This window comes from Pantoea sp. X-Soil-MYKO-1785 (assembly GCF_059730675.1).
Map to the genome: position 1 here is coordinate 594,159 of NZ_AP036001.1, position 21,323 is coordinate 615,481.

The 21,323-nt window shown below is 59.2% G+C and carries 18 protein-coding genes; 5 read left to right on the forward strand and 13 right to left on the reverse strand.

All coding sequences use genetic code 11. The features are described 5' to 3' along the window. Positions 1 to 2: 2 nt before the first annotated feature. A complete protein-coding gene (gene malP / locus AC6I8D_RS22740; protein ID WP_497820999.1) occupies positions 3 to 2,405 on the forward strand; it encodes a maltodextrin phosphorylase in 2,403 nt (800 codons plus the stop codon). A gap of 8 nt (positions 2,406 to 2,413) precedes the next feature. Beyond that, positions 2,414 to 4,489 carry a 4-alpha-glucanotransferase gene (malQ, locus tag AC6I8D_RS22745; RefSeq protein ID WP_497821000.1) on the forward strand — a complete coding sequence of 692 codons (2,076 nt, stop codon included), beginning with the start codon at positions 2,414 to 2,416 and terminating at the stop codon, positions 4,487 to 4,489. Between the two features lie 117 nt (positions 4,490 to 4,606). Here the strand turns inward: malQ and AC6I8D_RS22750 are convergent, their stop codons facing one another. The 5 genes from AC6I8D_RS22750 to malK form a co-directional block, all read right to left on the reverse strand. Next, positions 4,607 to 4,987 carry a type II toxin-antitoxin system death-on-curing family toxin gene (locus AC6I8D_RS22750; protein ID WP_497821001.1) on the reverse strand — a complete coding sequence of 127 codons (381 nt, stop codon included), beginning with the start codon at positions 4,985 to 4,987 and terminating at the stop codon, positions 4,607 to 4,609. Next, complete coding sequence (locus AC6I8D_RS22755) at positions 4,984 to 5,205, reverse strand: type II toxin-antitoxin system Phd/YefM family antitoxin (protein ID WP_497821002.1); 222 nt, start codon at positions 5,203 to 5,205, stop codon at positions 4,984 to 4,986. The genes AC6I8D_RS22750 and AC6I8D_RS22755 overlap by 4 nt, the downstream gene beginning before the upstream one ends. Before the next feature lie 254 nt (positions 5,206 to 5,459). After that, positions 5,460 to 6,389 carry a maltose operon protein MalM gene (malM, locus tag AC6I8D_RS22760; protein WP_031377706.1) on the reverse strand — a complete coding sequence of 310 codons (930 nt, stop codon included), beginning with the start codon at positions 6,387 to 6,389 and terminating at the stop codon, positions 5,460 to 5,462. Between the two features lie 104 nt (positions 6,390 to 6,493). After that, the gene (locus AC6I8D_RS22765) at positions 6,494 to 7,795 is read right to left on the reverse strand and encodes a maltoporin (RefSeq protein ID WP_046289303.1); all 1,302 of its coding nucleotides are present in this window, start codon (positions 7,793 to 7,795) and stop codon (positions 6,494 to 6,496) included. A gap of 42 nt (positions 7,796 to 7,837) precedes the next feature. Then, entirely contained in the window at positions 7,838 to 8,947 is a 1,110-nt protein-coding gene (malK, locus tag AC6I8D_RS22770) for a maltose/maltodextrin ABC transporter ATP-binding protein MalK (protein ID WP_031377707.1), read from the reverse strand. A gap of 361 nt (positions 8,948 to 9,308) precedes the next feature. On the opposite strand from malK, the gene malE reads away from it, so the two are divergent. The 3 genes from malE (at position 9,309) to malG (ending at position 13,130) form a co-directional block, all read left to right on the forward strand. After that, on the forward strand, positions 9,309 to 10,499 hold the full coding sequence (malE, locus tag AC6I8D_RS22775) for a maltose/maltodextrin ABC transporter substrate-binding protein MalE (RefSeq protein ID WP_312056434.1): 1,191 nt from the start codon (positions 9,309 to 9,311) through the stop codon (positions 10,497 to 10,499). Between the two features lie 57 nt (positions 10,500 to 10,556). Continuing rightward, positions 10,557 to 12,083: a maltose ABC transporter permease MalF gene (malF, locus tag AC6I8D_RS22780; protein ID WP_497821003.1), complete on the forward strand. Its 1,527-nt coding sequence runs from the start codon at positions 10,557 to 10,559 to the stop codon at positions 12,081 to 12,083. A gap of 156 nt (positions 12,084 to 12,239) precedes the next feature. Next, positions 12,240 to 13,130: a maltose ABC transporter permease MalG gene (malG, locus tag AC6I8D_RS22785; RefSeq protein ID WP_031377710.1), complete on the forward strand. Its 891-nt coding sequence runs from the start codon at positions 12,240 to 12,242 to the stop codon at positions 13,128 to 13,130. An 87-nt stretch (positions 13,131 to 13,217) separates the two neighbouring features. On the opposite strand, the gene AC6I8D_RS22790 is transcribed toward malG, so the two are convergent. The 8 genes from AC6I8D_RS22790 to AC6I8D_RS22825 all read right to left on the reverse strand — a co-directional run bounded on the left by AC6I8D_RS22790 (position 13,218) and on the right by AC6I8D_RS22825 (position 21,320). Further along, on the reverse strand, positions 13,218 to 13,823 hold the full coding sequence (locus AC6I8D_RS22790; RefSeq protein ID WP_497821004.1) for a TetR/AcrR family transcriptional regulator: 606 nt from the start codon (positions 13,821 to 13,823) through the stop codon (positions 13,218 to 13,220). After that, positions 13,813 to 14,415 carry an NAD(P)H-dependent oxidoreductase gene (locus tag AC6I8D_RS22795; RefSeq protein ID WP_497821005.1) on the reverse strand — a complete coding sequence of 201 codons (603 nt, stop codon included), beginning with the start codon at positions 14,413 to 14,415 and terminating at the stop codon, positions 13,813 to 13,815. The genes AC6I8D_RS22790 and AC6I8D_RS22795 overlap by 11 nt, the downstream gene beginning before the upstream one ends. 95 nt (positions 14,416 to 14,510) lie before the next feature. Further along, complete coding sequence (locus tag AC6I8D_RS22800) at positions 14,511 to 15,581, reverse strand: iron-containing alcohol dehydrogenase family protein (RefSeq protein ID WP_497821006.1); 1,071 nt, start codon at positions 15,579 to 15,581, stop codon at positions 14,511 to 14,513. Between the two features lie 9 nt (positions 15,582 to 15,590). After that, positions 15,591 to 16,259, reverse strand: coding sequence for a methionine ABC transporter permease (locus AC6I8D_RS22805; protein ID WP_031377713.1), 669 nt, complete (start codon positions 16,257 to 16,259; stop codon positions 15,591 to 15,593). Beyond that, positions 16,247 to 17,035: a methionine ABC transporter ATP-binding protein gene (locus AC6I8D_RS22810; protein WP_497821007.1), complete on the reverse strand. Its 789-nt coding sequence runs from the start codon at positions 17,033 to 17,035 to the stop codon at positions 16,247 to 16,249. The genes AC6I8D_RS22805 and AC6I8D_RS22810 overlap by 13 nt, the downstream gene beginning before the upstream one ends. Then, the gene (locus tag AC6I8D_RS22815; protein WP_031377920.1) at positions 17,028 to 17,831 is read right to left on the reverse strand and encodes a MetQ/NlpA family ABC transporter substrate-binding protein; all 804 of its coding nucleotides are present in this window, start codon (positions 17,829 to 17,831) and stop codon (positions 17,028 to 17,030) included. The genes AC6I8D_RS22810 and AC6I8D_RS22815 overlap by 8 nt, the downstream gene beginning before the upstream one ends. A gap of 16 nt (positions 17,832 to 17,847) precedes the next feature. Beyond that, entirely contained in the window at positions 17,848 to 18,870 is a 1,023-nt protein-coding gene (locus tag AC6I8D_RS22820) for an isopenicillin N synthase family dioxygenase (RefSeq protein WP_069729150.1), read from the reverse strand. Between the two features lie 134 nt (positions 18,871 to 19,004). Continuing rightward, a complete protein-coding gene (locus AC6I8D_RS22825; protein ID WP_497821008.1) occupies positions 19,005 to 21,320 on the reverse strand; it encodes a molybdopterin-dependent oxidoreductase in 2,316 nt (771 codons plus the stop codon). Positions 21,321 to 21,323: the final 3 nt, after the last annotated feature.

Consider the following 21,323-nt stretch of genomic DNA (forward strand, 5'->3'; position numbering starts at 1 on the left):
CCATGACACAGCCCGAATTTAACCCCGAACATTTTACTGCTGCCCTGACGCGTCAGTGGCAACGTTTTGGTCTGCGCGATGCGCGTGAAATGACTCACGCCCAGTGGTGGCAGGCGCTGAGCGGCGCGCTGGCCGATCTGCTGGCGGCACAGCCTCCGGTGGCGGCGGACAGTTCGCTGCGCCACGTCAACTACCTGTCGATGGAGTTTCTGATTGGCCGGCTGACCGGCAACAATCTGCTGAACCTCGGCTGGTACAACGCGGTCAATGAGGCGCTGGCGGGCTGGGATATTTCACTGACTGAGGTGCTGGAAAATGAAACCGATCCGGCGCTGGGTAACGGCGGTCTCGGACGACTGGCCGCCTGTTTTCTCGACTCGATGGCAACGGTCGGACAGCCTGCCATCGGCTACGGGCTGAACTACCAGTACGGTTTGTTCCGCCAGCGCTTCGAAGACGGCGCGCAGCACGAAACCCCTGATGACTGGCAGCGCGATCGCTATCCGTGGTTTAACCATAATGCGGCACTGAATGTCGACGTCGGTCTGGGCGGCAAAGTCACCACCGTCGACGGACGCCCGCACTGGCAACCGGCATTTGTGCTGCAGGGTGAAGCCTGGGATCTGCCGGTGGTGGGATACCAGAACGGCGTCAGCCAGCCGTTACGCTTGTGGCAGGCGAAGCATGCGCAGCCGTTCAATCTGAACCGCTTTAACGACGGTGATTTTCTGCGCGCTGAACAGCAGGGAATCGACGCTGAAAAACTGACTAAAGTGCTCTACCCGAATGACAATCATCAGAACGGCAAAAAGCTGCGTCTGATGCAGCAATATTTCCAGTGCGCCTGTGCGCTGGCCGATATTCTTCGTCGCCATCATCAGGCCGGACGCAGCATTGAATCGCTGGCCGATCACGAAGTGATTCAGCTCAACGACACGCACCCGACGCTGGCGATCCCTGAACTGATGCGCCTGCTGCTGGATGAGCATCAGCTCAGCTGGGATCGCGCCTGGCAGATTACTCAGCATACTTTTGCTTACACCAACCACACCCTGATGCCGGAAGCGCTGGAGTGCTGGGATGTGCGTCTGGTGCGCAGCCTGCTGCCGCGCCATATGATGATCATCAATACCCTCAATACCCAACTGAAAACCCTGGTTGAGGCTCGCTGGCCGGGCGATGAAGCCAAATGGGCGAAGCTGGCGCTGGTGCATAACAACCAGCTACGCATGGCGAACCTGTGCGTCACCAGCGGCTTTGCGGTGAACGGCGTTGCCGCCCTGCACTCGAAACTGGTGGTGCAGGATCTGTTCCCGGAATATCACCAGCTGTGGCCGGAAAAATTCCATAACGTCACCAACGGCATCACGCCGCGTCGCTGGATCAATCAGTGCAACCCGGCACTGAGCGCGTTAATCGATAAAACGCTGCAAAAACCGTGGCTGAACGACCTCGATGCGCTGCAGGGACTGGAGGCGTTTGCCGACGATGCGGCGTTCCGCGCCGAATATCGTGCTATCAAACAGCAGAACAAAGTGGCGCTGGCCAACTGGGTGGCCAGCCGTACCGGGATTGAGATCGATCCTGAGGCGCTGTTCGACGTGCAGATTAAACGCCTGCATGAGTACAAACGTCAGCATCTGAGCCTGCTGCACATTATTGCGCTGTGGCAAACGCTGGTCACCGATCCGCAGGCGAATCGGGTGCCGCGCGTGGTGCTGTTCGGGGCCAAAGCGGCACCGGGCTATGCGCTGGCGAAGAACATCATTTATGCCATCAACAAAGTCGCGGAAACCATCAACCAGGACCCGCGGGTCGGCAACCGTCTGAAGGTGGTGTTTGTGCCGGACTATAACGTCTCGGTGGCCGAGCGCCTGATCCCGGCGGCCGATCTCTCCGAGCAGATTTCCACTGCCGGTAAGGAAGCCTCCGGCACCGGCAACATGAAGCTGGCGCTCAACGGCGCGCTGACCATCGGTACGCTGGACGGCGCGAACGTTGAAATCGCCGAACAGGTCGGCAGCGAGAACATCTTTATCTTCGGTCACACCGTAGACCAGGTGGTGGCGTTAAAGGCTGACGGCTATGCCCCGGCGCAGTGGCGTAAGAAAGATCATCAGCTCAATCAGGTGCTGCAGGCGCTGGAAGATGGCACCTTCAGTCAGGGCGACTGCGCGGCCTTTGAGGAAATGCTGCATAGCCTCGGTCCGGAAGGCGGCGACCCGTATCTGGTACTGGCCGATTTCCAGCCCTACCTAGATGCGCAGGCGCAGGTGGAAGCGCTGTGGAGCGATCGGGATGGCTGGACGCGCGCTACCATCCTTAACACCGCGCGCTGCGGCATGTTCAGCTCCGATCGTGCCATCCGCGACTATCAGCAGCGCATCTGGCAAGCCACGCGCTAAGGAACGCCATGAAAACCGAACAGGTACTGGATCAGTTTTCTCTGGCAGGTATTGCCGCCGAGTATATCAATGCCCACGGCCAGCCGCAGGCGATTCCGACTGACACCCGCCAGCGTTTGCTGGCGGTGATGCAGCCGCCGCGACCGGCGACCACGCCGCTGCCGCCGGTCGCGATTTTTCGCAGCGGCGAAGTACTGAGTCTCGCCCCGCAGCTCAGCACGGACGCGCACTGGCAGCTCACCCGCGAGTCAGGTGAAATCACCGCCGGGCGTTGCCAGCCCGGGCAACCGCTGCATCTGCCGCCGCTGGCAGAGGGCTATCATCAGCTGTCGCTGCAGCAGGCGCATCAGCAGTGGTCCTGCCAGCTGATTATCGCGCCGCCGCGCTGCTATGAGCCGCCCGCGCTGGTGGCGGGTGAGGCTTTGTGGGGTGCCTGCGTCCAGCTGTATACCCTGCGTTCGGCAGAGAACTGGGGGATCGGTGATTTTGGTGACTTACGCCGGATGCTGCCGGCCGTGGCGGCACGCGGCGGTGCCTTTATCGGCCTTAATCCGATCCATGCGCTGTTCCCGGCTACGCCTGACAGTGCCAGCCCTTACAGTCCCTCGTCGCGCCGCTGGCTGAATGTGGTTTACATCGATGTGGCGGCGGTGGCGGATTTTCAGCAATCGCCCGCGGCACAGGCATGGTGGCACCAGGCCGACACCCGGCAGGCTCTTGAGCAGGCGCGTGCATCTGAATGGGTCGATTATCCGGCTGTAACCCGGCTCAAAATTGATGCGCTCAGCTTAGCCTGGCCGCAGTTCGGGCAGCGCGATGCCGCCGACCCGGAGGTCAAAGCGTTCAACGACTTTGTTCAGCAGGGTGGCGAAAGCCTGTTACATCAGGCGTTGTTTGATGCGCTGCACGCCGACCAGATGGCGCAGGATAGCCAGCGCTGGGGCTGGCCGGTCTGGCCGGAGGCGTTGCAGCAGCCCGACAGTCCGGCGGTGCAGCAATTTCTGCAGCAGCAGGGCGACCAGGTGCGATTCTGGCTGTGGTTACAGTGGCTGGCCGCCCGGCAGTTCGCCGCCTGCTGGCAGTGCTGTCAGCAGCAGCAGATGCCGATTGGACTCTATCGCGATCTGGCGGTCGGCGTAGCGCAAGGCGGGGCCGAAACCTGGAGCGAGCGCCGTCTTTACTGCCTGGATGCCAGCGTCGGCGCACCGCCCGATATTCTGGGCCCGCGCGGTCAGGACTGGGGCTTGCCGCCGATGGATCCGCAGGTGATGCGGCAGCGGGCCTGGCAGCCGTGGATCGCCCTGTTACGTGCCAACATGCGAGACTGCGGTGCGCTGCGTATCGATCACGTGATGGCGTTACTGCGCCTGTGGTGGATCCCTGCCGGTCAGGGCGCTGCTAACGGCGCTTACGTGCACTATCCGATTGATGATCTGCTGGCGATACTGGCGCTGGAGAGTCAGCGCAACCGCTGCATGGTAATCGGCGAAGATCTTGGCACCGTGCCGGAGGCCATTGTCGATAAGCTGCGTGACGGCGGGGTTTATTCCTACAAGGTGCTCTATTTTGAGCAGACTTCGGCTCAGGGTTTTCGTCCGCCGGCCGAATGGCCGCGTCAGGCGATGGCGGTGGCGACCACCCACGATCTCCCGACGCTGCGAGGCTGGTGGCAGAGCGATGATTTGACCCTCGGTGCCAGGCTCGGCCTCTACCCCGACAAGGTGGTGCTGGCCGGGTTGTATCAGGATCGGCTGCGGGCGAAGCAGGCGTTGCTGCACAGTCTGCACCGGGTCGGTGCCCTGCCCAAACGTGCCGGACGCGATGCACGCCGTACCCAGATGAGCAAAGCCCTGAACCGGGCGATGCAGCGGTATCTGGCGGACAGCCACAGTGCGTTGCTGGGTCTGCAACCGGAGGACTGGCTTGATATGGCGGCTCCGGTCAATATTCCCGGCACCAGCGACGAGTATCCGAACTGGCGACGTAAGCTCAGCGCCACGCTGGAAACGCTGTTCAGCGATGCCGCCACCGACGCACTGCTGCGTGATCTGACGGCTCGCCGAAAACGCCTCGCTAAGAGATAAAGGCTGAAGCACTGAAACTCAGTTAAAAACCAGGCCGGTCAGTGATATGCCTGGTTTTTAACTCAACGTCTGCCGGAAAGTGTCATAACGGAGGGTGGGCTGTACTAACCGCACGGTTCACGAGGACAGAGATAAACGACCTAAAACAGCGGCAACCTGATCGGGAGTAACAGCGCCGGTTGCGGCCGAGACGGTTAACTCCTCAAGTTCGTCATCTTCATCCCGGATAGCAATACCGTTACGGTTTAAAAAAACCATCGCAACGAAAAAGGCTGTTCGCTTATTGCCATCATTGAAAATATGCCCACGGGCGATAGCAACCAGATAGATTGCGGCCAGAGCATAAATATCTGTCACGTTTTCATAATAAAGCTGATTTTGTACCCGATGGATAATAGCCTCTGCTCTATCGGGATCGGGCATGCCCGGGATGCCAGGCAGCAGAGTCAACAGGCGATCGTGGAAGCTTATCACCTCCAGCGCGCTGACCCATTTCATCGATCGGCCAGCGCCTTAATGGTGCGGTCATGTCGCCCCATGATGGTGTCAAATTCAGCATCCAGTTTCGCCTCCTGCCACGCATTAAAGTCATTGCGGCTAATCAGCACGGCAGAAGAACCATCACGCCGGGTGATCTCAACCGGCTCACCAGCGGTGGCTTTTTCCATAACCTCAGCAATATTTTGCCGGGCCTGAGTTGTGGTATAGGTGCGCATAAAATCTCCATCAATACTTTGCTGAAATGTACATAACAAACGTACAACATACAAGAATTATGGTCTGTCTTCAGCAGCACAAGACTATACAATCTTAAGCTTTGGTCCATTGCTTAATCGGATGGGAGTATCAAAAAAACGGGCAGAGTAGCCACGCGGGATAACAGCTGAAAGACTTAGGCAGGTTTTTGCCGCATAAAAAAGGTGCGCCGCAGCGCACCAGGTGGGACAACATCAGTATTGTCGGGGCCGTTTCACCCCTTGCCTTTAACACTACTGATAAAGGTCTGCCGGGCGGAGGTCGATCCCAGCCGCTCGGCTTCATCCAGCAATTTCAGCGCCTTATCGATATTGCCGCTGTTCACTGCCTGTCTGATGTTCTGATTAAAGTAACTTTCGGTCTCATTGATGATCGGTTCAGCTTTGGCTTTTGGTGCCGGGGCCGGTGCAGCGCTGTAGGCGGCTGGCGAAACCGCAGCGGTGTTGCCGACGGTAACCGGGCCAGGGCCGGAAGAGCCAAACAGCGGGCCGACCAGAATTGATGAGCCGGAACTGGTCTGCAGTTTCAGCTTCAGCGTCCCTTCACGGCTGTGACGGGCGATCGGATCGGGAATATCCGGTACCGCGTGACCGGTGCCCTGCGCGTAAGCTTTCGCCGGGTCAAGCAGTGTGGTGGTCTGGGTCAGATCCTGCTCAGTAGTAAACACCAGCAGGTAAATTTTTTGCTGGCCAAGCGCCGGCGTGAGCTTCATCACCCCTTCCAGCCGGTCCGCCGCCATCACACCCGGTTTCTGGTAGGTGAAGTAGCGACTCGGGAACCAGGCGGCGGGCCGCATATTTTCATCCAGCACCAGCACGTTCGGGGCGAAAACCTGATTGTTCGCCACTTCGCTGCTCAGCGTCAGCGTCAGTTCACCGATATTGGCCGGCAGACTGTAGGCCGCCACTGGTCCGGCAACGTGCGGAGCATTCAGTGACTGTCCACTGGTCGCCAGCTGGGTAACCTGGGTCTGAGAAGCGGCAACCGGCAGCCAGCTCAGGTGTTGCAGCGTTTCCGGCGCAACCTGCGGAGCAGAGGAGAGATCCTGCGGCACCAGATTGATGTCCGCCAGGGCTGGCAGACTGTGTCCGGCCAGTAACGCCGCGCTCAGGCAGAGCGCCGTCAGGGTTTTTGTCATTTTCATTATGCCTACCTTATTGCAGGCCACGGCACGAACCAGGCAATGGCGCACCGTGACCAAAAAGACCAATCAGGCGCGCCGCCGCGCCTGGGCTGGAGAGCGTCGGCTTACCACCAGATTTCCATCTGCGCACCGAAGGTAATCTCGTCGTTGTCGCCACGGCTGTTGGTCAGGATACCGTTACCGCTGCTGTCAGCAGAGGCGAAGGTGGTGAGATCGCCGGCGCTGTCTTTGTTATAACCCCACTTCTCATCCCACTTGGCGTAGGTGGCGAATACGCGCAGCGCCGGACGTGACCAGATGCTGTCACCCGCCTGCCACTGCTGCGCCAGCGTGATTTTATACTGGCCGTTGCGTTCGTTAGCCTGCTGCGACTTCACGTTGTCGTAGCCCAGCTCCAGCAGGGTGCTCATGATCGGTGTCCATTTGTACATCGGGCGCACGCCGACGGTGTACCATTCGGTGCCGCGGTTATTATCCAGATCGATGTTCTGATACATCGCCACGTACATCAGGTCCCAGCGTTCCGCCAGCGAGATCGCACCGTGGTCGAGGATGCGATACATATCGCCGTTGTTGTTGAGGCTGGTGCCCTGCGGCACGCCTTTGCCCTGTGAGGTCAGCGCATCGGTGGCATACTGCAGCACAAATTTGTTGTAGCCCTTCAGCATGCTCTGGGTATGTTCAGCAGTGAACATCCAGCCATCTTTAGAGGCGCCGTCTTCCAGACGGTAGTCATCACGGGCATTGGCGCGACCGTAGTCGACCCCCAGCTCCAGCACGCCGTTGGTGTTGGTTTCCAGTCCGGCGAGGCGCACGTCAAACACGTCGTTGGCGGTGCTGGTGGCGAAGTCACGGATCCGATCGCTGGAGAAGGTGTAAGACCCGCCCGCTTCAGACGAACGGGTGGCGGCGAATGACAGCTTACCAAAACCGAGATCCACATCTTCCAGACCGGCACCCGGACCAGAGATATCCCAGTAGTAGAAGTCGATCATGTGAACGTCATGACGCTGATAGAAGCGCTTACCGGCCCAGATGGTTGAGCCTGGCAGCGCTTCGATCAGGTTTTTACCTTTCACATTGGCTTCACGGAAGGCCGGAGAGGTCGCTTCCCAGTCATTCTGCTGCGCCACGGAGTAGGCCACGTTGGTGTCGAAATAGAAGCTCTTATCGCCCTCTTTCCACACTTCCTGACCTAATTTTAATTCGGCGTAGGTTTCGCATTCGTTACCCAGACGGTATTTACTTTGAGCACCGGTGGCCTGAAAACATTGCTGTTCACCACCGCTGCCGGTCCAGCCAATGCCGGAACGGGCGTACCCGGTAAAATCGACCGCCATCGTCGGGGCGGAGAGGGTTCCCACCGCGACGGCAACGGCGAGGGGAAGTTTGCGCAGAGTTAACATTTTCTATCTCCTGAGGTCATTGCTTTTATTGTTTTGGCAGGGCTAAACACCCAGCTCCTGATACAGCCTGCGACAGGCGCTCCCGTCCTCACGGAACAGGTGACAGCGCTCGGGTGGCAGGCCGATACCGAGGATGGCGCCCTCTTTTACCAGCACGACGTCTTCCTGGCGGTAGACCAGGTTTTGACGAATGGCGGGAATCTGGATATGGATTTGTGTTTCATGCCCCAGCTGCTCCACCACCTGCACTTCACCCTCAAGGGTAACGTCGGCGATATCGCTGGAGAGCAGATGTTCAGGGCGGATGCCCAGCGACATATTGCTGCCGACCTGCACGCCCGCACTGTCGACCGGCAGCCAGACCAGCTGCTGATTCGGCAGCCGGACCTGCACCTGATCGATGGCCGTGGCGGTCACTTTGACCGGCAGGAAATTCATTTTCGGAGAGCCGATGAAGCCAGCCACAAAGCGGTTGGCGGGATAGTGGTAAAGCTCCAGCGGCTTGCCGACCTGCGCAATGCGCCCGGCGTCGAGCACCACAATCTTATCGGCCAGCGTCATCGCTTCGATCTGATCGTGGGTGACGTAAATCATGGTGCGCTTCAGGCGCTTATGCAGACGGGAGATCTCAATCCGCATCTGGACGCGCAGCGCCGCATCAAGGTTAGAGAGCGGTTCATCCAGCAGGAAGACCCGCGGTTCCGCCACCAGCGTGCGGCCAATTGCCACGCGCTGACGCTGTCCTCCCGATAACGCTTTGGGACGGCGATCCAGCAGGTGCGCCAGCTGCAGGATTTCCGCCACCTGGTTGACCCGCTGATGGATTTCCGCTTTTTTCACACCGGCCAGCTTCAGGCCAAAAGACATGTTTTCCGCCACCGACAGGTGCGGGTAGAGCGCATAGGATTGAAATACCATGCCGATACCGCGCTCGGCGGGCGGCACCTCATTCATGCGGCGGTCACCAATCAGCAGCTCCCCACTGGTGATGGTTTCCAGTCCGGCAATCATGCGCAGCAGTGTTGATTTGCCACAGCCTGATGGGCCAACAAAAACGACAAATTCCCCTTCACGAATGGTGAGATCGATATCTTTCGACACCACCGTATCGCCCCAGGCTTTTGTGACATTGCGTAGCACAACGCTCGCCATGATCCCTTCCCTCTTAGCTGCTCATTGGTGTCTGCTCTCGGCAGACGGGTTCCGGGGCTCACTATGCGCAAGGATGGCCGGGCTAACATCCTCCGCCGCCGCGCAACCTGCTGGGGGAGGAGACGGGAGGAGGAGAAAGGCGGGCTGACGCGGCGGTGAGCGATGGGCGGCGGTTTTTTGTGATCGCTAACGCAGACCTGCCGGATTTTTTAGCCCGTAACCGCCCGCTTCGCCGGTTTTTTGCCAGCCCGATCACACCCCTCAGCCACAGGGCGTAGAGCGAAGGAGGATGAGAAGCGGTGACGGATGCGCACAATGTTGCCGGAAGAGCAATCACCGCTTCCGCAAACAGGATGGACTTATGACGATGAAAACCGGTGCACGAATTCTGGCCCTCTCTGCCCTCTCTGCCGTGCTGTTTTCAGCATCCGCAGTGGCAAAAATTGAGGAAGGCAAGTTGGTCATCTGGATCAACGGCGACAAAGGCTATAACGGCCTTGCCGAGGTCGGTAAGAAGTTTGAACAGGAGACCGGCATTAAAGTGACGGTGGAGCATCCTGATAAGATGGAAGAGAAATATCCGCAGGTCGCCGCCACCGGCGATGGCCCGGATATCATTTTCTGGGCTCACGACCGCTTTGGCGGCTACGCACAATCGGGCCTGCTGGCTGAGATCACGCCTGAAGCCAGCTTCCAGCAAAAAATCTTCCCCTTCACCTGGGATGCAGTGCGCTTTGACGGCAAGCTGATCGGCTATCCGATTTCGGTTGAGTCGCTGTCGCTGATTTACAACAAAAAGCTGCTGCCGACACCGCCAAAAACCTGGGAAGAGATTGCCGGACTCGACAAGCAAATGCGCGCCAAAGGCAAAAGCGCCATCATGTTTAACCTGCAGGAACCCTACTTCACCTGGCCACTGCTGGCCGCGGGTGGCGCTTATGCCTTTAAGCTGAATGACGGCCGTTATGACGTGAAGGATGTCGGAGTGGATAACGCCGGAGCCAAAGCGGGCATGCAGTTCCTGGTCGATCAGGTCAAGGCCAAAACCCTCAACGCCGATACCGACTACTCGATTGCTGAAGCTGCTTTCAACAAGGGTCAAACCGCCATGACCATTAACGGTCCCTGGGCGTGGAGCAACATCGATAAAAGCGGCATCGACTATGGCGTTGCTGAGTTACCGACGCTGAACGGCAAACCGTCGAAAGCCTTTGTCGGCGTGCTGAGTGCCGGGATCAACGCCGCCAGCCCCAATAAAGAACTGGCAAAAGAGTTTCTGGAAAACTACCTGCTGACCGACGCTGGACTGGACGCGGTTAACAAAGACAAGCCGCTGGGTGCCGTGGCGCTGAAATCATTCCAGCAGACGCTGGAGAAAGATTCCCGTATCGCCGCCACCATGAGCAACGCCCGCCACGGCGATATCATGCCGAACATCCCGCAGATGGCGGCGTTCTGGTACGCCATGCGCACCGCTACCCTGAATGCGCTGGGCGGTCGTCAGAGCGTTGACGCTGCCCTGAAAGATGCCCAGGCGCGCCTGAAAAAGTAATCCTCCCTTTACAGCCGGGGCAACCCGGCTTGAGTGACTGTTAAGGAAAACCGCATCATGTCAGGAAAACCGAAAACGCCAGGTCTGTTGATTAAAAGCGTTCTCATCGGGATCTGCTGTCTGCTGGTCGGCTATCTGCTGGTGCTGATGTATGCGCAGGGTGAATATCTGTTTGCGCTGCTGACGCTGATCCTCAGTGCGCTCGGCCTTTGGATCTACGCTAATCGTCGCGCCTATGCCTGGCGCTATGTTTATCCCGGCGTGGCGGGGATGGCGCTGTTCGTGCTGTTTCCGCTCGCCTGTACCATCGCCATCGCCTTTACCAACTACAGCAGCACCAACCAGCTCACCTTTGAGCGGGCGCAGCAGGTACTGCTGAGCCGTTCCTTCCAGTCGGGTGAAGCTGTCAGTTTCTCGCTCTATCCGGCAGGCGATCGCTGGCAACTGATGCTGGATGAAAATGGCAACCATTTTGTCTCGCCGCCGTTCCGCTTTGGCGGTGAACAGCAGCTGAAAATGCAGCCCGCCGCGCAACCGGCTGGCGAGCGCGCCACGCTGCGGGTGATCACCGGCAATCGCCAGGCGCTGAGTCAGATCAGTGCGGTGTTGCCGGATGGCCGTCAGTTACGCATGAGTTCACTGCGGCAGTTCTCCGGCACCCAGCCGCTGTATCAGGTTGGCGCGCAGGATGAGCTGACTAACCAGCAGAGCGGAACGCACTATCGCGCTAACCCGCAAACCGGTTTCTATCAGGCGATTAACGCCGACGGTAGCTGGGCGAATGAAACCCTGAGCCCTGGCTTCACCGTCAACACCGGCTGGCAGAATTTCCTGCGGGTGTTTACCGATGAAGGTATTCAGAAGCCGTTCCTGGCGATCTTCGGCTGGACGCTGCTGTTCTCGCTGATGACCGTGGTGCTGACCGTGGCGGTCGGTATGGTGCTGGCTTGTCTGGTGCAGTGGGAGGCGCTGCGCGGCAAAGCGGTTTACCGGGTGATGCTGATCCTGCCTTATGCGGTACCGGCGTTTATCTCGATTCTGATCTTCAAGGGACTGTTTAACCAGAGTTTCGGTGAGATCAACGTGATGCTCAGCGCGCTGTTTGGCGTGAAGCCCGCCTGGTTCAGCGATCCAACGCTGGCACGCGCCATGCTGATTATCGTCAACACCTGGCTGGGTTATCCCTACATGATGATCCTGTGCATGGGGCTGCTGAAGGCGATTCCTGACGATCTGTATGAAGCCTCTGCGATGGACGGGGCCGGGCCGTTGCAAAACTTCTTCCTGATCACCCTGCCACTGCTGCTGAAGCCGCTGATGCCGCTGATGATCGCCAGCTTCGCCTTTAACTTTAACAACTTCGTGCTGGTGCAACTGCTGACCAACGGCGGGCCGGATCGAATCGGGACCACCACTCCGGCCGGTTATACCGACCTGCTGGTCAACTACACCTGGCGTATCGCCTTTGAAGGCGGCGGCGGACAGGACTTTGGTCTGGCGGCGGCAATTGCCACCCTGATCTTCCTGCTGGTGGGTGCGCTGGCGGTGATCAATCTGAAAGCGTCGCGGATGAAATTCGACTAAGGAGCCTGGCTCGCCAGGCGTAATTGTTGCAGGCAGCCGGAACACGGACAGCGTGAAACAACCGGCACCTACCCGAAGTAGCTGAGGATTGTGAGCACTGCCCGGCTTCAGACTGACAAAAAAATGGCCTGATGGACCAGGCTCTAAGGAGTTGTTATGGCTATGGTACAACCAAAATCGCAACGGCTGCGTCTGCTGACGACGCATCTGCTGCTGCTGTTATTTATTGCCGCCATCCTGTTTCCACTGCTGATGGTGATCGCCATTTCACTGCGCGCCGGTAATTTCGCCACCGGCAGCCTGATTCCGGAGCAGATCTCCTGGGAACACTGGCGGCTGGCGCTGGGCTTCAGCGTTGAACACGCCGATGGCCGGGTGACGCCACCGCCCTTCCCGGTACTGTTGTGGTTGTGGAACTCGGTCAAGATTGCGGCCATCAGTGCGCTGGGCATTGTGGCGCTCTCCACCACCTGCGCTTATGCGTTTGCCCGCATGCGCTTTACCGGTCGCGCCAGCCTGTTAAAGGGAATGCTGATTTTCCAGATGTTCCCGGCGGTGCTGTCGCTGGTGGCGCTGTATGCGCTGTTTGATCGACTCGGCCAGTATCTGCCCTTTATCGGGCTGAATACTCACGGTGGGGTGATTTTCGCCTATCTGGGCGGTATCGCGCTGCATGTCTGGACCATTAAGGGCTATTTCGAAACCATCGATGGTTCGCTGGAAGAGGCCGCTGCGCTGGACGGCGCCACGCCATGGCAGGCGTTCCGGCTGGTGCTGTTGCCGCTGTCGGTGCCGATTCTGGCGGTGGTGTTTATTCTGGCGTTTATCGCCGCCGTTACCGAGGTGCCGGTTGCGTCGCTGCTGCTGCGCGATGTCAACAGTTACACCCTGGCGGTGGGGATGCAGCAATACCTTAATCCACAGAACTACCTGTGGGGCGATTTCGCCGCCGCGGCGGTGCTCTCAGCCATTCCTATCACCCTGGTGTTCCTGCTGGCGCAACGCTGGCTGGTCAGCGGCTTAACCGCCGGCGGTGTGAAAGGCTAAACGATCATCATTGTACGTTGCCACTGCTTACACAACAGCTGTTGTGGTTGAGGATTAGGCGGCCTGCGGGCCGCCATTTTTATGCTGTCAGCCTTCGGACGCCCCGCTGCCTGCCACCAGTGCCAGGATGATCGCGGTTAACGTCTGCTCACCTTCTGCCTGACGAATATCGCCGCGCACCACCGCGCCGGCTATCGCATCGGCCGCCCCCAGCATTCCCCACATTCCGGCGTCAGCAATCCGGTTTTCGCCGCTGAAAGGCGCAAACCACTGCTGACAGCGGGCGATAAAGTCGAGCTGATAATGTCGTTTAACGGCGGCAAGTTCAGGCGAGGTGCTGAGCGCAGACAACAATTCCGGGATTTCACGCCCCTCCGTCATCACGCATTCCACATAACAGGCGGCCAGCACCTGCGCTTTTGGTTGCAGCAGCGGCGGTGCGGCATCCATCGCCGCCGCCATCAGTTCGGTCTGGCGACGATCAAAATCAGCATACAGAGCCGCCAGCAAACCATGACGGGTTGTGAAGTGATCGTACACCACCGGCTTACTGACCCCGGCGGCATCACCGACCCGCGCCAGCGTCAGGCCATCACTGCCTTCGGCCTGCATTAACTGCCATGCAACGTCCAGCAACTGCCTGCGCCGGGCTTCACGCGACAGGCGCGGCCTGGTGGACTTTTCACTGGTCATGAGATCTCCGATCGGCAAACAAACGCTGACCCAACTGCCGGGCCAGCTGATAGTGCGAATCAGGATAACCCTCATCGCCGGTCAGCAACAGTTCGCTGGTCACCACCGGTGCGCCGCAGTAATCGAAGATACCGTGCTCAATTTCATTGCGCATGCTGGCGAAGTAGCCGTGCCGCAGATAGGTCCGCGTGTCGGCCGCCCCCAGCGCCAGCAGATGAACAGGAAGATGGCCGAGACGTTTCACTATCCGTCCATCCTGCTCCCGATAAGCCCAGCCCTGGGTAAACACCCGATCAATCCAGCCTTTCAGCTGCGCCGGAAATGACCACCAGTAAACCGGATAAACCAGTACCAGCGCGTCGGCGCGATCCACCCGCTGCTGTTCAGCCAGCACATCAGGTGGCGAAGCAGCCTGACCTTTAAACTGCCGCACGTCATGGAGAGTAAAACGCGGATCAAACCCTTCAGCCGCCAGGTCAGCCTGTTCAGCAGTATGCTGACCACTGGCAATAATGCCGCGCGCCAGCTGCTCCGCAACGCGGTGAGTATGTGCATCCCGATCGGGATGGGCCGTCACAATTAATGCGTGCATGGTCGTCACCTCCTTCATCACTATTAAGTTACTAAAGGTAGGTTACGGTTAGTAGGTTAGCAAGTGAAGTTTATCGGCGATGGTGCAGACCGCATTTACGGTTTAAAGGTCGAGGTCGCCCGTAGCGCCTGTTCCAGCTTGTGCGGGTCGATAGTAAAGGGCAGATCCGCCAGGCTGGCGTCGGGGAAATGAATCTCACGGGCGATCTGTTGCAGCGTGGCGTCGTCGATCCCGGCGGGCAGCGTCAGCGGGCTGTTGAAACGCCGCAGCAGCGATAACAGCGTCGGCTCGACCTGCCCGTTATCCTGCTCGATCAGAGAATGTACCAGCAGGCTGAAGCCGACTTTTTCACCGTGCAGCCAGTGGTGAAGCTCAGGCTGATGCGTCAGACGGTCATGAATAACATGAGCAAATCCTGGCGTGGCCAGGCTGTCCTGAATACTGTTCGCCAGCCCGGCCAGCACAATATTGGCTTCGATAATCTTTTCCAGCGCCGGCGTGACCTGCTGCGCGACGTTGGCTGCCACCGCCTCCTCGCCCCAGCGATCGCACCACTCCAGCGCCTGCCTGGCGGCGTTAACTTTCAAATCCAGTGCCAGTTGATGCGGCGTCTGCCGCTGATAGGGTTCAAACTCAATCCATTTCGCCAGCGCATCCACCATTCCGGCGCGCAGATAACGTACATCGCTGGCGGCAATCACCTCGCTGTCGACCAGAATCCACTCCGGCATGCTGCTGAGCGGCTGGCTGCGCAGATGACCGCCCTGCTGATTGTAAACAATCGCCAGCGGTGACCAGGCCGCACAGGTCGCTGCTACGGTCGCCATGTTAACCAGCCGGACCTGCGGCAGCGCATCATTGACCGCTTTAGCGCAGTCCAGCACCCGCCCGCCGCCAATCGCCAGAATCAGCGATGCGCCGTGCGTCTGCACCTGCTGCTGTAGCCCGGCAATCGCCGCCTCGGTACATTCGCCGTTTAAAACGTCGAGCTGCCAGCGTATGCCGGCCCGCTCCAGGCTGATACTCAGCTGCGGATTGACCGCCTGCCAGGCGCGCGGCGAGGTCAGAATGTGAATATGTGTGGCCAGCGGCCGGATGATTTCACCCACCTCTGTCCGCAGGCCGGGACGTTGCAGATAGCCTTTCGGCGACATCACACGAAACATCAATCCCCCTTAGCGACGATAGGCCAGCGAGCGGACCAGCCGATCGCCCAGTTTTTGAATCAGCATCACCAGCGCCAGCAGCACCACGATGGTGGCGGCCATAATCTGGTTATCAAAACGCTGATAACCGTAACGGATCGCCAGATCGCCCAATCCCCCACCGCCGACCACACCGGCCATTGCCGAGAAGCCAATCAGCATCACAATCGTCAGGGTAATGCCCGCCACCAACGCCGGTAAGGCTTCCGGCAGCAGCACGCGGCTGACGATATGCCACAGGGTGCCGCCCATCGATACCACCGCTTCAATCCGTCCTCGATCCACCTCATCCAGCGCGTTTTCAACGATGCGGGCAAAAAAGGGAAAAGCGCCCAGGGTGATCGGCACGATCGCCGCCGTGCTGCCCAGCGTGGTACCGACCAGCAAGCGGGTAAACGGAATCAACGCGATCAACAGCACCACAAACGGCAGCGCCCGGCCAATGTTAACCAGTGCATTCAGCAGCCATGACACGCCCCGGTTAGGCAGAATGCCCTGCGGGCGGGTCAGAAACAGCACGACCCCGACCGGCAAACCGATTGCCACAGTAAAGAGCGCGGCCAGCAGCACCATGTAAAGCGTTTCTGCGGTGGCGTTCAGCAGCAGTTGCTGAAAACGTTCGCTGGTCAGGCTACGCATCGTGTTACGGCTCCACGTTGATATTTCCCGATAAATGCCCGATCCGCTGCGCCATCCTGCAGCAGCATCTGCCGCAGGCGTCCCTCTTCACGTGACATGATCTGGCTCAGGGAACCACTCTCCACCAGCCGCCCCTGCTCCAGCAGCGCGGCACCGTCGCAGATGCGTTTGACCACCGTCATCTCATGGGTGATTAATACGATAGTGATATTGAGCTGCTGCTGGATATCAGCCAGTAAGTCCAGAATCGAGCCGGTGGTTTCAGGATCGAGCGCGCTGGTCGCTTCATCACACAGCAGATAACGCGGTCGGGCGGCCAGCGCGCGGGCAATGCCGACCCGCTGCTTCTGTCCGCCGGAGAGCTGTGACGGCCAGGCGCGGGCAAAGTGCTCCAGACCGACCAGTTGCAGCAGTTCGCTGACCCGCTGACGCCGCGCCGCCGCCGGCACGCCGGCGATCTCCAGCGGCAGGTCGATGTTGTCGTGTACATTGCGCGAGTGCAGCAGATTGAAGTGCTGGAAGATCATACCCATCTGCTGCCGCTGCTGGCGCAACTGCGCCAGGCTCATGGCGGCGATGTCCTGGCCGTCGATCTCAATCTGGCCGCTGGAGGGGCTTTCCAGCCGGTTCAGGCAACGCAGCAGGGTACTTTTTCCGGCACCGCTGCGGCCTAAAATGCCAAAAATCGTTCCCTCTTCGATGGTCAGCGACAGGTCATCCAGCGCGGGGGTCGCCGCGCCGGGGTAGTGTTTACTGAGATGGGAGAGTTTAATCATGCTGCGGGTCCGCTACCGGTATCACCGAGCCGTGATAGTTTTTACGGATGAAGTCGGCCACCTGTGGCGAGCGCAGATCTTTCGCCAGTTGCAGAATACGCGGATCTTTTGCCAGCGCTGGCGTGGTAACCAGCAGGTTGGCGTAAGGATTGTGGCTGGCAGACTCCAGTCCCAGCGCATCTTTCGCTGGCGTCAGTCCCGCCTCCAGCGCGTAATTGCCGTTGATGACCGCCGCATCGACATCATCCAGCGCCCGCGGCAGTTGCGGTGACTCGATCTCGATAATTTTGATCTGTTTCGGGTTGTCGCTGATATCTTTCGGCGTCACCAGCGTTGAACCCGCTTCGCCCTGCGCGCCAAGTTTAATCAGCCCTTTATCCTGCAACAGCCACAGCGCCCGGCTCAGGTTGGTGGTGTTATTGGGCACCGCGATGCTGGCCCCCTGCGGCAGGGCCGACAGGCTTTTCACTTTATGGGAGTAAATGCCCAGCGGCTCAATGTGCACGCTGGCCGCCACCGCGAAGGTTTTCCCCAGTGCTTTTTCCTGATCTTTCAGATAAGGCAGATGCTGGAAGTAGTTGGCGTCAACGTCACCCGACGCCAGCAGCTCGTTGGCATTAACGCCTCCGCTCAGCTCGACGATGTTAAAATCGAGTTTCGGATCGAGTGTTTTGACATATTCCAGAATTTCCGCGTGCGGCACCGGATCGGCGGCCACACGTAAAGGTGCCGCCTGTAAACTCTGTGCAATCAGTAAAGTCAGCCCGGCAAGGGCTAAAACGCGCTTTTTGATCATCATTTTTCTCTTAGGATTAGGAGTGTTGAAGTTGTTCGGGATAGAAACGCTGCGCGACTTCAGGATGGGAACGTAAGCGCCCTTTGAGGTAGTTCCAGCCGACCTCACGTAACAGCGGATTAAGCGGATCGCTGCTCGGTCCCTGCGCCTGTTGCGCCAGTGAAGGCGGCAGCTGATAGACCGGCACCACAGCATCAAGCTGTGCACCGAGGAAGAAGGCGATCGATAACCGCTCGCTGGACTGCTGAGGCGACACCACCCGATGTACGGTGGCACGCAGATAACCGTTGGTGGCCAGCTCCAGCAGTTCACCGATATTCACCACAAAAGCGCCTGGCAACGGCGATGCGTCAATCCAGTGGTCAGGCGTGACCTCAACCTGCAATCCCGGCTGGTCGTCCTGCAACAGCAGCGTCAGGAAACCGGAATCTTTATGCGCACCCACGCCCTGGCGTGACTCGCCATCAGTGCGGCCGGGATAGCGGATCAGCTTGATATGCTCGTTGGGGTAGTCGCCATACAGATTGTCGAAGGCGTGACGCGGCAGATCCAGCGCCTCGGCAAAGGCCCGCAGCAGCTCCAGCGCAACCGCGGTCATCTCCTGCTGCCAGCGGGTCACCACCGTTTGCAGCTCGGGCTGCGCGGCGGGCCACTGATTGGGTCCCTGCATCCGCTGCCAGGCGGGTGAATCGGCGGTCACCGGCAGAGCTTCGCGTTCTGCACCAATATCAAACTGTTCGCGGAAGTCAGGCTGGCTCCGGGTAATTTCCACACCGGCAAGGTTATAGCCGCGGAAATGGGGCGAGTTGGCCATTTGTACCGATAATTTTTCCTGCTCGGGCAGCGCAAAAAAATCCCGGGCGACGCGCTGTACCGCATTTAATAATTCAGCATCAATACCGTGATTAATTAAATAAAAGAAGCCGACATCACGTGCTGCCTGGCCTAATTTTTCCAGACACTGTTGTTGCTGCTGTTTATTACCGGACAATAACGCGAAATCAATTATCGGTAATTCTGACGGCGCTATCTTACTCATTATTGACACCCTGTTGGCATGGAATGAATTAACCTTGCCAGTTCACCGGGTGTTTAACTACCAACTAATCCTGCTATCGATATTCAGTCGGCGGGAATATCCCGATTATTCTTAAGCCGCTCAATTTTCAACGGTTATTCTGCCGGCCAGTGAACAAACTCCGGCGGCTGCCAGGCGGTAATAGCAGGCAGTGGCTGGCTATAAAGCGCGATATCGACAAAGCAGGTCTGGGCACTGCATCCCTGCCCCAGCCGTGAACTGCCACAATCGCGGGTCAGCACGTTGGGATTGCCGTGTTTATCCAGCGGCAGCTCGCCGTCCTGCTCCAGCGGGTCATACCAGGCACCGGTCGACATCTGCACCACGCCAGGCCGGATATCCCGCGTCAGATGGACGCCCGCCAGCACCGCTCCGCGCGCATTAAACACCTTCACGATGCTGTTTTCGCCAATGCCGCGCGGGCTGGCGTCATCCGGATGCATCCACAGCGGCTCGCGTCCGGCAATCTTAGTCTGCTGGCTAATGCGGCCATGATCGTACTGACTGTGCAGTCGGGTACGCGGCTGGCTGGAGAGCAGATGCAACGGCCACTGCTGCTTCTCCTGCTGCTGCGCCTGATATTCATCCGGGTCCCACCAGGCGAAACCCGGCGCTTCGGCGTAACCGTAATCGGCGACCGTCTGCGAAAACAGCTCAATCCGGCCTGACGGGGTGGTTAGCGGTGCCGCTTCAGGATCGTCACGAAACGCCTGCAACAGCACCTGCGGCGTGTCAGGTAACGGATATTCCAGCTTGCCGCTCGCCCAGAACGTCTCGAAGTCGGGCAGCGTGATGCCCTGCTCTGCGGCGCAGGGTCGGGCCTGATCGTAGATTGCCGCTAACCATTGCCGTTCATCGCGTCCTTCGGTGAAGCGGTCAGCAAAGCCAAGCCGCTGCGCCAGGGCGGCAAAAATCGCATAGTCAGACTGCGATGCCGCCAGCGGTGCCAGATGCTGCGGCATGGCGATGATAAAACCGTCATTGCTGGCGCTGCCGATATCTTCGCGCTCCAGCGAGGTGGTGGCGGGCAACACAATATCGGCGAACTTTGCCTGCGCGGTCCAGAACTGCTCATGCACGATAATGGTCTCTGGCTGTTGCCAGGCGCGCACCAGCTTATTCAGGTCCTGATGGTGATGGAAAACGTTGCCGCCCGCCCAGTAGACCAGGCGGATATCGGGATAGGTCCGCTGCTGGCCATCAAACGCGTAACCGCCGCCGGGGTTCAGCAGCATGTCAGCAATACGCGCCACCGGAATGTTCTGCTGCACCGGATTGTGACCGGCAGGTAGTCGCGGACCGGAAAACTGACGCCGTGCTGCCCCCGCCAGATTGGTCGAAGCATAGCCAAAACCCAGCCCGCCCCCCGGCGTGCCAATCTGACCCAGCAGCGCGGCAGTGGCCACCGCCGCCCAGAAAGCCTGTTCGCCCTGCCGCGCACGCTGCACCGACCAGGCAATATTGATCATTGTTTTGCATTCCGCCATCTGCCGTGCCAGCTGGCGGATCTGCGCCGCCGGCAGGCCGGTCAGCGGCGCGGCCCATTCCGGCGATTTGACCACTCCATCCCGCGCGCCGCTCAGATAAGCGGCATAGTGATCGAATCCCACCGTGCAGCGGGCAACAAAGCGGGCGTCGTAACGGGATTCGGCAATCAATACCTGACCTATCGCCAGCAACAGGGCGGTATCGGAACCCGGCTGAATCGCCAGCCATTCCGCATCCGCTACCGCCGACAGATCGTTTCTGACCGGGCTGATATTGATAAAGCGGGTGCCGTTGCGGCGCAACGTGGTCAGCCAGTGCGCCAGCGCGTGATCGTTGGCTCCGCCGCCATTCACCTGAGCATTACGCAGTGGCAGCCCGCCGATGGCCACAAACAGCTCACAGTGCTGCGCCAGCACCGGCCAGTGAGTGTGCTGACGTTGCAGAGTGTCCAGATCGCCGAGGATATGCGGCAAGGTGCGTTCACCGGCGGCAATACTGTAAGTGTTGGAACTGGCGGTATAGCCACCAAAGCCGTTAAAAAAGCGATGCAGCTGACTCTGCGCATGATGAAAACGTCCGGCGCTCGACCAGCCATATGACCCGGCGTAAATCGCCTGATTGCCGTGCTGCTGTCGTACCCGTGCCAGCTCGTCCGCCACCAGCCGCAGCGCGAGATCCCAGCTCACCTCAACAAACGGCTCTTTGCCGCGCGACTGGCGCGACGCGGGCTTGCCCTGCAGATAACCCAGCCGCACCGCCGGATATTTTACCCGGCTGTTGCCTTGTACCGCCTCCGGCAGCGACTGGCCGATCAAAGAAGGATTACGATCCCACGCCACCGGTCTGACCGCCGTCAGCCGTCCCTGTTCGGTGGTGACGTGATAGGTGCCCCAGTGCATCACAGCTAAATCATTGTTTTTCATCGG

Bases quoted from the DNA above. Each gene is read 5' to 3' on its own strand.
- malP (WP_497820999.1), top strand. From the start codon at position 3: ATGACACAGCCCGAATTTAACCCCGAACATTTTACTGCTGCCCTGACG.
- malQ (WP_497821000.1), top strand. From the start codon at position 2,414: ATGAAAACCGAACAGGTACTGGATCAGTTTTCTCTGGCAGGTATTGCC.
- AC6I8D_RS22750 (WP_497821001.1), bottom strand. From the start codon at position 4,987: ATGAAATGGGTCAGCGCGCTGGAGGTGATAAGCTTCCACGATCGCCTG.
- AC6I8D_RS22755 (WP_497821002.1), bottom strand. From the start codon at position 5,205: ATGCGCACCTATACCACAACTCAGGCCCGGCAAAATATTGCTGAGGTT.
- malM (WP_031377706.1), bottom strand. From the start codon at position 6,389: ATGAAAATGACAAAAACCCTGACGGCGCTCTGCCTGAGCGCGGCGTTA.
- AC6I8D_RS22765 (WP_046289303.1), bottom strand. From the start codon at position 7,795: ATGTTAACTCTGCGCAAACTTCCCCTCGCCGTTGCCGTCGCGGTGGGA.
- malK (WP_031377707.1), bottom strand. From the start codon at position 8,947: ATGGCGAGCGTTGTGCTACGCAATGTCACAAAAGCCTGGGGCGATACG.
- malE (WP_312056434.1), top strand. From the start codon at position 9,309: ATGACGATGAAAACCGGTGCACGAATTCTGGCCCTCTCTGCCCTCTCT.
- malF (WP_497821003.1), top strand. From the start codon at position 10,557: ATGTCAGGAAAACCGAAAACGCCAGGTCTGTTGATTAAAAGCGTTCTC.
- malG (WP_031377710.1), top strand. From the start codon at position 12,240: ATGGCTATGGTACAACCAAAATCGCAACGGCTGCGTCTGCTGACGACG.
- AC6I8D_RS22790 (WP_497821004.1), bottom strand. From the start codon at position 13,823: ATGACCAGTGAAAAGTCCACCAGGCCGCGCCTGTCGCGTGAAGCCCGG.
- AC6I8D_RS22795 (WP_497821005.1), bottom strand. From the start codon at position 14,415: ATGCACGCATTAATTGTGACGGCCCATCCCGATCGGGATGCACATACT.
- AC6I8D_RS22800 (WP_497821006.1), bottom strand. From the start codon at position 15,581: ATGTTTCGTGTGATGTCGCCGAAAGGCTATCTGCAACGTCCCGGCCTG.
- AC6I8D_RS22805 (WP_031377713.1), bottom strand. From the start codon at position 16,259: ATGCGTAGCCTGACCAGCGAACGTTTTCAGCAACTGCTGCTGAACGCC.
- AC6I8D_RS22810 (WP_497821007.1), bottom strand. From the start codon at position 17,035: ATGATTAAACTCTCCCATCTCAGTAAACACTACCCCGGCGCGGCGACC.
- AC6I8D_RS22815 (WP_031377920.1), bottom strand. From the start codon at position 17,831: ATGATCAAAAAGCGCGTTTTAGCCCTTGCCGGGCTGACTTTACTGATT.
- AC6I8D_RS22820 (WP_069729150.1), bottom strand. From the start codon at position 18,870: ATGAGTAAGATAGCGCCGTCAGAATTACCGATAATTGATTTCGCGTTA.
- AC6I8D_RS22825 (WP_497821008.1), bottom strand. From the start codon at position 21,320: ATGAAAAACAATGATTTAGCTGTGATGCACTGGGGCACCTATCACGTC.